This is a genomic window from Hadarchaeum sp. (SeqCode), from assembly GCF_049969415.1.
Classification (GTDB): domain Archaea; phylum Hadarchaeota; class Hadarchaeia; order Hadarchaeales; family Hadarchaeaceae; genus Hadarchaeum.
Genome location: NZ_JBMFOX010000034.1, coordinates 1 through 10,962 on the forward strand (window position 1 = coordinate 1; position 10,962 = coordinate 10,962).

16 protein-coding genes and 1 pseudogene are annotated in these 10,962 nt (G+C 49.4%); 6 read left to right on the forward strand and 11 right to left on the reverse strand.

The genetic code is table 11. The annotated features are described in order from the left end of the window. The 5 genes and pseudogenes from ACP5PX_RS06620 to ACP5PX_RS06640 all read right to left on the reverse strand — a co-directional run. The coding region (locus ACP5PX_RS06620; RefSeq protein WP_428085199.1) for a 4Fe-4S binding protein at positions 1–158 on the reverse strand (158 nt) is incomplete at its 3' end. A 6-nt stretch (positions 159–164) separates the two neighbouring features. After that, on the reverse strand, positions 165–326 hold the full coding sequence (locus tag ACP5PX_RS06625; RefSeq protein ID WP_428085200.1) for a 4Fe-4S binding protein: 162 nt from the start codon (positions 324–326) through the stop codon (positions 165–167). A 96-nt stretch (positions 327–422) separates the two neighbouring features. Continuing rightward, positions 423–1,226, reverse strand: a pseudogene (locus ACP5PX_RS06630) (dihydroorotate dehydrogenase); the annotation flags it as partial. Positions 1,227–1,257: 31 nt separating this feature from the next. After that, positions 1,258–2,649, reverse strand: a complete 1,392-nt coding sequence (locus ACP5PX_RS06635; protein WP_428085185.1) for an amidohydrolase family protein — start codon at positions 2,647–2,649, stop codon at positions 1,258–1,260. A 166-nt stretch (positions 2,650–2,815) separates the two neighbouring features. Continuing rightward, positions 2,816–3,847: a BMP family protein gene (locus tag ACP5PX_RS06640; RefSeq protein WP_428085186.1), complete on the reverse strand. Its 1,032-nt coding sequence runs from the start codon at positions 3,845–3,847 to the stop codon at positions 2,816–2,818. 176 nt (positions 3,848–4,023) lie between these two features. On the opposite strand from ACP5PX_RS06640, the gene ACP5PX_RS06645 reads away from it, so the two are divergent. From ACP5PX_RS06645 to ACP5PX_RS06655, 3 genes are all read left to right on the forward strand, one after another. Then, positions 4,024–4,422, forward strand: a complete 399-nt coding sequence (locus tag ACP5PX_RS06645; protein WP_428085187.1) for a universal stress protein — start codon at positions 4,024–4,026, stop codon at positions 4,420–4,422. Between the two features lie 7 nt (positions 4,423–4,429). After that, a complete protein-coding gene (locus ACP5PX_RS06650; RefSeq protein WP_428085188.1) occupies positions 4,430–5,830 on the forward strand; it encodes an SLC13 family permease in 1,401 nt (466 codons plus the stop codon). A gap of 78 nt (positions 5,831–5,908) precedes the next feature. Beyond that, the gene (locus ACP5PX_RS06655; protein WP_428085189.1) at positions 5,909–6,277 is read left to right on the forward strand and encodes a hypothetical protein; all 369 of its coding nucleotides are present in this window, start codon (positions 5,909–5,911) and stop codon (positions 6,275–6,277) included. 17 nt (positions 6,278–6,294) lie between these two features. Here ACP5PX_RS06655 and ACP5PX_RS06660 read toward each other — a convergent pair whose 3' ends face one another. The 6 genes from ACP5PX_RS06660 to ACP5PX_RS06685 are packed head-to-tail and all read right to left on the reverse strand — an operon-like array spanning position 6,295 to position 9,771. Further along, complete coding sequence (locus ACP5PX_RS06660; RefSeq protein WP_428085190.1) at positions 6,295–7,470, reverse strand: hypothetical protein; 1,176 nt, start codon at positions 7,468–7,470, stop codon at positions 6,295–6,297. Then, positions 7,467–8,141: a hypothetical protein gene (locus ACP5PX_RS06665; protein ID WP_428085191.1), complete on the reverse strand. Its 675-nt coding sequence runs from the start codon at positions 8,139–8,141 to the stop codon at positions 7,467–7,469. Before ACP5PX_RS06665 ends, ACP5PX_RS06660 begins: the two co-directional genes overlap by 4 nt. A gap of 1 nt (position 8,142) precedes the next feature. Next, entirely contained in the window at positions 8,143–8,580 is a 438-nt protein-coding gene (locus ACP5PX_RS06670; RefSeq protein ID WP_428085192.1) for a hypothetical protein, read from the reverse strand. Then, entirely contained in the window at positions 8,577–9,002 is a 426-nt protein-coding gene (locus tag ACP5PX_RS06675; protein WP_428085193.1) for a hypothetical protein, read from the reverse strand. Before ACP5PX_RS06675 ends, ACP5PX_RS06670 begins: the two co-directional genes overlap by 4 nt. 1 nt (position 9,003) lies before the next feature. Further along, positions 9,004–9,408 carry a hypothetical protein gene (locus ACP5PX_RS06680; protein WP_428085194.1) on the reverse strand — a complete coding sequence of 135 codons (405 nt, stop codon included), beginning with the start codon at positions 9,406–9,408 and terminating at the stop codon, positions 9,004–9,006. 6 nt (positions 9,409–9,414) lie between these two features. Then, entirely contained in the window at positions 9,415–9,771 is a 357-nt protein-coding gene (locus tag ACP5PX_RS06685) for a hypothetical protein (protein ID WP_428085195.1), read from the reverse strand. Between the two features lie 82 nt (positions 9,772–9,853). On the opposite strand from ACP5PX_RS06685, the gene ACP5PX_RS06690 reads away from it, so the two are divergent. The 3 genes from ACP5PX_RS06690 to ACP5PX_RS06700 all read left to right on the forward strand — a co-directional run. Beyond that, complete coding sequence (locus ACP5PX_RS06690; protein WP_428085196.1) at positions 9,854–10,126, forward strand: GIY-YIG nuclease family protein; 273 nt, start codon at positions 9,854–9,856, stop codon at positions 10,124–10,126. Between the two features lie 37 nt (positions 10,127–10,163). After that, positions 10,164–10,661 carry a hypothetical protein gene (locus tag ACP5PX_RS06695; protein WP_428085197.1) on the forward strand — a complete coding sequence of 166 codons (498 nt, stop codon included), beginning with the start codon at positions 10,164–10,166 and terminating at the stop codon, positions 10,659–10,661. A 2-nt stretch (positions 10,662–10,663) separates the two neighbouring features. Then, positions 10,664–10,962: hypothetical protein (locus ACP5PX_RS06700; protein ID WP_428085198.1), on the forward strand; the 299-nt coding region annotated here is incomplete at its 3' end.

Genomic DNA, 10,962 nt, shown 5'->3' on the forward strand with positions numbered 1-10,962 from the left:
CAGACTATCAGACCGTCATAGGTGGCTCCGATCCTGAGCACCCGTATTCTCGACTTTTGAGGGTTCACCAGCCCTTCCTTGGCGTAACTACAGGCAATCTCACAGTTACGGCATCCGGTGCAGTCAAGCGGGTCAATATACAATATTTTCCTTGACATCCTTGTTCACCCCAGCTTTATCGCGCGGGTTGGGCAGAGGGTGGCGCAGAGTCCGCAACCGAAACAGGATTTCTCATCCACTTCTGCCGCGCCTTCGTGTATCTTTATCGCCGCATAGGCACAAGCCCGTTCGCAAACACCGCAGCCGTTGCACAAATTAAAGTCCACGGTCGGTATCCTGTAGGCAAACGAGGGCTCCTCTCTAAGATATTTCAAGGACAGCCCCCGGATTTCCTCCAAGCTATCGTGTCCGAGCGCAGCTACAATTTCGTCAATTTCCTTAACTATCCTTGAAAAGACTCCCAGTCCCTTGAGGATGGCCGCGGTGTGGAGATGGACGCAGGTGGCTCCGGCCATTAAGAATTCAACGGCATCCTTGCCATCGCTGATGCCGCCACCGCCGACGACCGGGATCTTTACAATTTTGGCCATTTCAGCAACGCATCTCAGCGCCACGGGTTTTATGGCGGGGCCAGAGAGGTAACCGAAACCGAACTTTGAGCCCAGCAAGGGTTTACCTGTTTTCACGTCTATGACCAGCGCTGGTCCTAGCGTATTGATTCCGGAGATGTAATCGGCTCCAGCCTTTTCAATTCCTTTGGCGTATCCCGGGATGTCCTTAACATCGGGGCCGATTTTTACTCCCACAGGAATGGAGACGGTTTCCTTGACCCTGCGGATGTCTTCTTGAAGTTGTTCAAGCGGAGGATTGGCGACGGGAAGTTCCAACATATCGGCTCCGGCGGCTTCTAGGAGTTTAGCCATTTTCATTTCCTCCTCGATGTCACCGAGGATGCTAACGATCACCGGCTTCTTTCCCTCCTTGGCTATTTTCATCTGTTGGCAGAGCTGCATGGTGCTGAGTGCGGACCAGTCATGATTGATCATGTTACCGCTTCCGATGGCGGCCATGCATGGTCGAGGCGTGTCCTCTTCCTTGGGATAAACGGTTTTGACCACAACCGCGCCAATGCCGTGATGCTCTGCGGCTTTCTTGACCGCCAGTCCATCCTTGCTCAGGGGTCCCGGGGCCAGTATCGTCGGAAATTCCAGCCTCAGTCCTGCAAAGTTTACTTCGAGGTCGACCGTTTTTTCACCCTCAGCGTCTGGGCAGCTTCCAGACGGGGTTTATTGGAGTTTCGATGGCGCGCTCTTGGTACTTCTCAGCTTGACGCTGGGCCCTCTCGAGCAGGCTGTCCTCGTCCACGGTTAATATCCTTTTATTTCTCACCACGATTTTGCCATCCACCATAACGGTGTCAACATCAGAACCGCGGCAGCTGAAGGCTAAAATGTCAAGCTTGTTCAAAGACGGCGTCAATTTGGCTTTGCCGGAAAAATCGACGAGGATTATATCTGCCTTTTTGTTCGGTTCTAGGGACCCTATTTCACGGTCACTGCCGAGAACCTTGGCACCGCCCATCGTGGCCAGATGCAGGGCTTGAGAAGACGGCAGCAGGCCCCCGTCTAGGTAGTAGAGGCGCAGCAAGGCCATGGAAAAGGTCATCAGCTCAAACATATCGTAGATGTTGACGCCGTCTATGCCTAGGCCGACCTTACCATTTCTTTTGATCAGCTCCACGGCGGGAGCCAGCCCGTTGGCGTAAAAGGCATTGCTTTTGACGTTGAAGGACAGCCCCACGTTGCTTCTTCGCCAGATCTCCAACTCCTTTTTGGAGATGTAGATCCCGTGAGCAGCAGCAACGTCAGGGCCCAAAAAACCAATTGAGTCCAGAAACTCGACCGAACCGTCAACATGATATCTATTTTTTATCATCTCGACTTCATAGGTGCTCTGGGCGATGTGAATCTGAATACCACATTTATGTCTGTTGGCTATTTCCCGCGCTTTGATTAGTGTTTCCGGTGTGCAGGAGAAGCAGGTATGTATCCCCATCATCCCCCGAACGCGGGCATCTCTTTTATAATTTCTTTCCTTGATGAAGGCTTCGTTTTCCCTTAGACCCATTTTGCCCTTGCTCAGGCTGACGCGATCGGTGGTTTCAAAGGAGAGGAATGCCCTGATTCCAGCCTCGTCGCAGGCCCTACCTGCGTGTTCCAGCGCCCCGGGAAGAAGGTTTTGGCCCTCCTGAAGGTCCGCGGTGCAAGTGATCCCATTCTTCAGCATTTCCACTGAAGCGAGAAGCACCCCAACGAAGACGTCTTCTTTGGTGCAAGTATCCTCAATTTTTGGCCACCACCAGCGCGTGAGAAGACTGCCAAAATCACCGGCCACCTCCGGTTGCAGCGGGATATCCATATACCGGGTTAAGGAGTTGTACATGTGATGGTGGGGCGTAACAAATCCGGGCAATATGGCCTTTCCTTTGGCATCAATGACCTCCTCAGCGCGGTATTTTCTTTTAATTTCCGCTGTTTTGCCCACGGCCAGAATTCGATTTCCCTCAACGACCAAGGCGCCGTCGTCTATAATTCTATTCATCCGGTCCATGGTCACCAAAAATCCATTCGTGATGATGAAATCCGCCATATTTTCCTGTTAAATTTGAGCAAATACAATAAAAACTTTTGTGAAAATGAGATGATCCCGAATTTAAATTAGAAATTTATCAATTTTTGATTTAAAGTGCAAAAAAGAAGCTAGCTGAAGCCAGAAAGGTTTAAAAAAAAATATCCTCTGGAGATTATAATTATCTCTAGAGGCTGATGTTTTTCACCAGTTCCTTGACGTTTATTTTGCCGGATATGATGTCCTGCTTCGCCCGTTCCATCTCGTCCAGAACGCTCTGGGGGATCTGATCCTTCAGCGCGTAGAAAGGAGTCAAGGTCACTCCTCCCGTCTTTAGATCTGCGGGGTATATTGACTTGAATTGTCCTGCTTTGATATCGAGCATTATCGTCTTGTAGTGGGAGTAGGAGTCCCAAATTGCGCTGGTTACGATGATGTTGGGGTTGATTGAGTGGGTGTCGCCCTCGCAGCCGAAGACGTAGGCCTTGCCGGTCTCTTGGGCAGCCATGATGGCACCTAGAACAGGACCGTCAGTCATCGGAGCAAGGAAGTCGGCACCGGCCTCAATCTGCGCCCTGGCTGTATCCTTTCCCAACGTGGCGTCCATGAAGCTACCAGTAACTGCGTAGAGAACTTTGGCGTTGGGGTTAACGCTGAGCACTCCAGCTTTGAATCCCTTTGACCACTCGACGATGCCAGGAACTTCAAGCGGACAGAGAGTGCCGACAATGTTGGTCTTAGTCATTCTGCCCGCGAGTATTCCAAGCAGGTAGTAGGCCTCTTCCAAGTAAGACCAGACGACCGAGGCATTTGGCGGAAAGTCGGGTGCCAGCATAGCAGTGGTGACAAAGTATGAGTTGGGATACTTCTGGGCGGCTTCTCTGGTCGTGTCCACGAACTGAGATCCATGTTGAATTATGAGATCATAACCCTCTGCAGCATATCCGCTTGCAATTCTCACGGCGTCTGGAACCGCTACTTGTTCGGTGTAGGAGAACTTGTCGGCAATCCCCTCCGCAACCAGCCTCGACACAGCTTGGTAGGCAGGACCGTTCCAAGTAAGGTCGGTTATCACATCAGGCAACAACAGGGCTATCTTCCACTGTTTGGCACCGGTAGTTGCAGCAGGAGCTCCGGGTTGAGTTGCAACGTAGGCTGCGGCCACTGCGATAATTGCAATCACTAAAATCACACCGGCAATCATTCCAGTTTTTGGCATTCTTAACCTCCATCAAGAGACTTCAAGTTGGGCTGATATAAATGTTTGGTCAACCCTGTTTGGAAATTTCAGCACTAGGGATTAAATTTAGGTGGATATCAATTAATTTTTCTAACGTGGAGTAACAATGAGGTAATTGTTTATTAGCGTCGGGAAGAATAAATAAGGGGTGAGTTATGTTCAAAAATATGGTTCTTTGCGTTACCGAGGCCACGCCGGAGGATGTGGTTCAGGTTGCCATAAAGCTCTGTTCCAAGGAAACCAAAGTTTTCGCGCTGCACGTGGTGCGGCTCTTGAGCGAATTCTCCAAAAAGGATGCCTTGGAAAGGTTCTCTTGGGTCATTGAAGCCTTTGAGAGAAAGGGATTGAAGAGCCAGCTGGAAATTATCGAATCCACGGATGTCGGCAGGGCAATCGTTTCCTTTGCTAAGAAAAATTCCTGCGACGTGATCGTTACCGGCACCATTCCGAAAAAAGGGCTGCTTGGTGTCTTTTCCGAGAGCATTTCAGATTATATCGTCAAGTATGCCCCCTGCACCGTGATTTTGGTGAGAAAGGCCAACCTACCGCCGTGACGGCAATTTGGCCAATGATGACGAGGGACAGCAATTTATGAACCTGATTTCCTTAGCGCCCATCATAGTCTTTGCCGCAACAATTTTTCTCGTCTTCAAGCACCCGATAGTGAGGATTCCGTTTACGCGAAGGCACATCCACTTGGATTATGGGTTGGCCCCGCTGTTCGGAGTGCTCGTTTTGATGGCCTTTGGCTCCATCAATTTTGATACTATCTTGCGAGGGATATTGGGCTCAGGTACGGTGACACCTTACGCAATAATAATACTGATTATCTCGCTTTCTTACATCTGCGTTTCCTTGGACTACACTGGGCTGTTTGAATACATCTCGCTGCGCTTCGCCCAGTATGCAGGAGGATCAGGAAGGAGGCTCTTCATCTACTTTTTCCTGCTCAGCAGCCTACTCACGGTGGTGACCGAGAACGATATAGTGATCCTAACGATGACGCCGATAATATTTTATTTCAGCCAGCGCGCGAAGGTGAATCCGGTTCCCTACCTTATCGCACAGTTCTTTGCCGCCAACATCCTGAGCATGATGCTGTACATCGGCAACCCCGCCAACATCATCGCGGCCGATTCGATTGGGATGTCCTTTTTGGATTTTTTAAAATGGATGTTCCTTCCATCGGTGGTGGCGATGGTCACCTGCTTGATTATGCTGATGCTAATCTTCTGGAGGAAGTTACCGGTAGAGACGGAGATGCCGGCCGTGGATCCGAACTTAGCCATAAAAAACAAAAGCGGGGCCGTGTTTGGCACCGTCCTGTTTATCATCACCATTGTTTTGATGAGCGTTCCCACCAGCATCCTAGGAATGCCTCTGTGGGTGTTGACCTCAATCTCCGCCGGGATAATGGTCGTCTTCGACATCATATACTATCACTATGTTGAGCCGAAAAGGACGGGGCAACGGTCCAGTATTTCTATAATAAGTTCTAGAATGCCTTGGAAGACGATACCATTCGTCGTAGGGCTTTTCATAATTGTTGAGGACTTGGTCTCAAAGGGCTGGACAGATTTCCTCGCCTCGCAGCTTTCTTCAATCACCGGAAGCTTGGTGGCCACAGTTTTTGGAATTATCTGTTTAACCTCTTTTGCCGCAGGACTGATGAATAATCAGCCGATGACAATATTTTTTGTTAGGATCTTCCAGAGCCCTTCTTTTGAAGCCTCGGCAGCGGCGCGAACTGGTTCAACCTTGGCGCTGGTAGCTGGTGCCAACTTTGGTGCCAACTTGACTCTGGTTGGGGTGCTGGCAGGAATTCTGTGGGCCAGTATTTTATCCGAAAAAGGAGTGCAGATATCGTTTTCAGGGTTCTCAAGATATGGCCTCTTAGTAATGCCCGTGGTAATTTTTTCGGCAGGTTTAACATTGGCATTTGAATTATTATTGTGGAGTTGAACGACTTTATCTAAAGGCGTCTCCGACAATCGGTCACCCATTTTTAATTACGGTTGTTCCAAATTTTTGGTGGGTGAAATGGCCGCAGGGGTGGCAGCTTCTGATATTATAAGAGCCATGCTAAGGGCGGGTTATCCTACAAATGAAATTTATGATTTACTGGTTGAAGCCGGATTAAAAGGAGAACAGGTGCAACTGTTGATAGAACGAGTGGCGCTTGAGTTTGGTCAGGCAAATATGGAGCCAAGGCCTTCGCGCACCGTCGCTGAACTGAGCAGGTTTTTCTTGGACCCGTTTAACAACTTTGCGCAGGAGATTCGATCTCAAGTAGAGCTGTTTTCATTAAAGCAAGAAATGATGGGAAAAGAGATTGAAAATTTAAAACAACTTCTGGTTGTTTTGCTGCGAAGATTCGAGGCTAAGAAGTCAGAGAAAAAAGAATTTTGACAAAAAGATAACTTTAGCTACTGGACAAATATCATGAAAGGTCTGGGGCTGAAGATGGTGATGATTGTTTTGAATTCCTTCTCTGAAAACTTCCACCGGTAGGCGAGGGGCAGATGGGCGCAGAAGTCACCACAGGGGCGCGGGATGTTCGGGTTGTCAAAGTCGAAGATTTCCTCGACGGGGCTTTCCTCAGTTTCGATAGTTACTTCCCATTGTCCCCACCAGATAGTGGCTCCGGAGGTTCCCAATGGGATTGGTGTCGCTGTGGGCAAGCCAAGCAAGCCTGCCGGATCTTGGCGCCTGTAGTCGACGTTTTTGACCTTAAGGTCACGGTAAACCGATATTCCCGGAGTTTTTCTGAGCGGGGTGGGGGGCAGGAGCTCATAGATATTTTCTCGACATACGATTAACTTCTTGCCTGGCCCGTTTAACAAATCAATCGCGATTGTGGTGAGGTCCGCTTCGGTTTTTAAGTAGTCCGTTGAGCCGAAGATTTCAAGTTCTTTGATTGACCAAGCGGCTTCGAAAGCCAACGCAGTTCTGGAGCGGTTGAGCGTTACTTTCTCGGCTAAAATCAAATCGGTTAAAACCCTTGAGTATTCCAGAGCCGTCCAAATTCCTATGATATCCCCTATCCCTGCCCTGAACTCTTCCATTTTCTGCGCTAAGAGAAAATATCTTGAATCCACCAGAATAGCGGTATTCTCCAGCGAAGCTGAAATCCGGGTATTGCTGTCCTGGGAGGTGATCATTACCCTCGAGCCTTCAGGGAAAGTTACATCGGCAAGCACGAAGCCACTATCGGATTCCGAAATTTTTATCAGATGATCCCTCTTGTCAGAGGGGATGACTAATTCAATTCTGGAGCCATGGCGGCTGGATTCAATTTCTGATATTGCCACATGAAAGTATTTCGTCGCCAGTACTTCAATTTCCGCTAACGCGTTTTCCGAATAATCGCTAGCTTTTTTGCAAACTTCCCACAACGCTTTGAAAACGGCTTGCTTAGCGATTAACCGGATATTTTGATAAATCTCCGCGGCAGTCGTGAAAAGGGACGACTGTGATGAGTCGAAAATAATATTCAGCGCCCTGTGGTGCCGGTGAAACTCTGCTTGAGCCAGCATGGCGATGATGACCAAAACCACGATTGCTCCCGCAGCACTGAAGGGAATAAAACCTCGTTCTTTCATCGGGACCAGAGCTCCAAACCAATTTCAATAACAGGATTAGTTTCCAGATGCTGAGGTAAGGAAAAGCCAAGCCTGTTCTCAGCGAGGCTAATCAGCTCCTCGTTTGAGATGGGAAGCGAGAGCAGCGATGTTTCGCGGCACAACTTGGTCCCAGAAGGTGAAAGGTTCTCGATGAGGAGGTTAAAATCGAAGCTGACAATATTGTTTTTTACCGGCGTTGCCTTCACTACGAATCTATATCCAAATTTCCTGCCAGCGAGGTTATCAAGTATCGACTTTAGAAGAAAACTTAACTTGTTGTTCATGTCCTCGTTGGACCAAATTGTGGCGACAGTTCTGCTCCCGATTTTTAGTTGCAGGTTCAAGAGAACATCTTCTGCCAGCAGCTCTCCCATGGTCTTGTGTCCTAAATTTCTCAAAGCTAGGTAAAGTGGTGTTTGGCCGCTAATTTCTGGAACTTGAAAACCAGCTTGGTAACTAAATCCTCCGAATTGGTCTGTGGTGCTGTTCAACAGAGCGAGCAGAGCATTTCTGGTGAAGCTCATGGCATAGATTTTCGTGCTGATTTCGGCGTTGGGCTGAGAAAATGTGAATAAAACGGTAAACGAGAGCGAGACCAAGAGGGCAAATATTAGCAAGTCAATGGTATAGCCAATTCCATGTTTATTCAATTTACTCCCTCCAGAGTTGGACTTTGAGTTCGCAGAGGAGCACCGATTCGCTATCGCAGGCAAGGGCGATTGGAAGGCTAACGCTCGATTCGGCAAAATAATTTCCCGTCTGAGGTTCAGAGAAATTTTCCAGCTTATAAATCAGTTTTCCGGTAAGGGACCGTATTTCAACTTGCATGTTCACTCCGCGTAAAAACAAAATTTTTGAAAGGTTTTCCAAGCGTCCCGGCAAAATCTCGATTGTTTCAATTCTCCTGGATTCGTCCATAGCGCCATAAATGATGGCTTCCGCGGTGTCCAGCGTTGATCTGAGATCATCCATTTCTTGCATTTCTCGAGAAGTGTTTTGATACCAGTTAATCGCCGCAGCCGCCAGCATCAGTAGCAGCACTGTGGCGACGAGGATGGAGAGTAAGTCCTCACCCCCGTTAACGGTCATCCAATCAACTCTAAGTCTATCACACCTGTTTGTCGGATGATAATTCCGCGCGGGTTTTGCTTCGAAATGAGGAACCAACCACCGTTGACGACCGAACTTATGATCAGCGAGCGCTCGAGTTCAATCTTAGATGAGACCCGCACGGATATCAGTTGAAAGCCGTTAATCAGCTCTCCGGCCAGCGAAACCTCAAATGCTCTTGATATTGGGGCAAAATCCTTGAGGTACTCGATTTCTCCGGGGAGCCCATCTATCCTTTCCAATGACTCGATTATGTTTCTCGCAATCAATTCTAGTTCTTCCTTTTCAGAGGTTCTGTCGACAAACGAGTTCAGCGAGAGGGCAAGGCCGATGAAGGCGATGGCGGCGAAGGCCACTCCCAGTTTGCTCAGCAGAAAACCAGCAGAGCCATTGTTCTCCATTTCAGATACCCTCGATCTTTATAAAGAAACGGCCATCAACCCCTTGGCAAATCATCAGGAGATAAAAGCCGCTCCTGAGCTCATTTTCGTCAGCTGATATTGGCAGTGGTAGAAGCTCGGTTCTAATGCTATCTCCGCTCAGAAGCTGAACTAAATTTCCCTTAAGGATAATTATACCGTCTCCCAGCTGAAGCTCAACTATTTTTGAATTTCCCACCCCGCCAGCGCAGAGGATTTGGGATTGTTCGACGAGTAAATTGAAACTGTTGATTGCCCGCTGGCGGTCGATCATTCTTTGGGTTCGGTTTATGACATCGATTCCGATAGAAACGGAGCTGACGGCCAGCATGGCCCCAATCATGATAATTACTGGCAGCGATTCTATACCTCGAGTATCCTTTATCATCGGAGTTTACCTCACAGCTACTTGCCCCTGCCAGGGGATGTAGCCGTTCCTGGTGACTTGGACCGTGACGAGGACGACTTTGGCACCGTTCATTGGTATGGTGAAGGTGTATTGGTTGGTCTCCTTCCCCAGCGTGCGGGCGTCGGTGCCGCCGGGATATTTCAGCACAATCGTCGCACCGCCCAAGGCGCCACCGCTGGCGGCATCGTAGACTTTGACCGTGAGCTTCTTTCCCGAGATAGAGAACTGGACGTCCATGTCCTTGAGCACGTTGCGTTCGGCCGTGCCCACAAATTGCATCATGATGCCCATGGTCATCGCGCCGATCACGAGCGCCATGATCAGCTTGATCGGCACGCCCATCAACTGTCCTTTTTCTTCCATTTCTTACCCGCCGATTTCTTGCGGGCAGCTTCTTTATATAAAACAAAATTTTGTTTTAGAAATGAGCGCCATGGCAAAAACTTACTATGTCTACATCCTGCGGAGCTTGAAGGACGACAACTTTTACACGGGACACACGGCCGACCTCAGGAAGCGGTTGGCCCAGCACAACCGGGGCGATGTTCGTTCGACTAAAGCGAGAAGGCCGCTGGTCCTGATTTACTGGGAGCCGTTCAAAACCCGTGGAGAGGCGATGCGGCGGGAGCGAAAGATAAAGTCGATGTGTCACGAGGCCAAGTTGAAGTTAATTGAGGAATTCAGACAACCGGGATAGTTTTTTAATAACCTTGTTCTAGCTTAAATGGGATAAAATGCGAGATGGGGCCCTGAAGTGGGCGCTGCGGCTGCTGGGAATAGCTTTGGTGGTAGTCCCCATAATCTTGGCCTTTTCTGCCAACGGCTGGGATTTGAAGAAGGCGTTGCTGCCCAGCGAGCAGGAGCTGAGCCAAGTTTCGGAGGGGGTCGGTGACATCTTCGGCGGTGGTTTCTCCGAGGAGACAATGTCCATGGGCCAACCCGTAATCAGCGGCAGCAGCGTCAGGGTCCCAGTGACGTTCAAATCCCCTTTTAAAGTTCCGATCAAGCTCAAGGAGGTGAACCTGACCGTTTCAGGTCAGGGGATGCCACCCATCCAGCTTCAGATGGAGGAGGAAGAATTGGAAATTCCGGCGAACGGTTCCGTAAACTTCACGCTAGTTGGGACCATCCCCGGTTCACCTCCGAGCAATCCCCAAATAACCGCCGTTAACGTTACCTTTGAGATCTATGGAGTGACCATTCAATTTAGCCCGAAAATATCAGGTGGTTAGTTATGACGTCCTGTAGTTCAACAAACAAACACTCCATGAACTTCCTTGGCATCGCTGCCGGGGCCCTGATGGTGATCCTACCATTTCTCGGGCCTTGGTGGGTGGCCAGCGTGGGCACCGGGGCTATGGAGATAGCCCTCTCCCCATTTGACCTGTTGATCTCGGTGTTCGGACAGCCCATTCACTCGCAACTGGTTGACCTCTTTCTGCTGGCGGGGAAGATAACCATGATTCTCGGCGGTGTCTTCCTAATCTTGGGGTCGCTGTCGGTAACCAGCTGGTGGTCCGCTCGTTTGGTCAG

Bases quoted from the DNA above. Each gene is read 5' to 3' on its own strand.
- ACP5PX_RS06635 (WP_428085185.1), bottom strand. From the start codon at position 2,649: ATGGCGGATTTCATCATCACGAATGGATTTTTGGTGACCATGGACCGG.
- ACP5PX_RS06640 (WP_428085186.1), bottom strand. From the start codon at position 3,847: ATGCCAAAAACTGGAATGATTGCCGGTGTGATTTTAGTGATTGCAATT.
- ACP5PX_RS06645 (WP_428085187.1), top strand. From the start codon at position 4,024: ATGTTCAAAAATATGGTTCTTTGCGTTACCGAGGCCACGCCGGAGGAT.
- ACP5PX_RS06655 (WP_428085189.1), top strand. From the start codon at position 5,909: ATGGCCGCAGGGGTGGCAGCTTCTGATATTATAAGAGCCATGCTAAGG.
- ACP5PX_RS06660 (WP_428085190.1), bottom strand. From the start codon at position 7,470: ATGAAAGAACGAGGTTTTATTCCCTTCAGTGCTGCGGGAGCAATCGTG.
- ACP5PX_RS06670 (WP_428085192.1), bottom strand. From the start codon at position 8,580: ATGACCGTTAACGGGGGTGAGGACTTACTCTCCATCCTCGTCGCCACA.
- ACP5PX_RS06675 (WP_428085193.1), bottom strand. From the start codon at position 9,002: ATGGAGAACAATGGCTCTGCTGGTTTTCTGCTGAGCAAACTGGGAGTG.
- ACP5PX_RS06680 (WP_428085194.1), bottom strand. From the start codon at position 9,408: ATGATAAAGGATACTCGAGGTATAGAATCGCTGCCAGTAATTATCATG.
- ACP5PX_RS06685 (WP_428085195.1), bottom strand. From the start codon at position 9,771: ATGGGCGTGCCGATCAAGCTGATCATGGCGCTCGTGATCGGCGCGATG.
- ACP5PX_RS06690 (WP_428085196.1), top strand. From the start codon at position 9,854: ATGAGCGCCATGGCAAAAACTTACTATGTCTACATCCTGCGGAGCTTG.
- ACP5PX_RS06695 (WP_428085197.1), top strand. From the start codon at position 10,164: ATGCGAGATGGGGCCCTGAAGTGGGCGCTGCGGCTGCTGGGAATAGCT.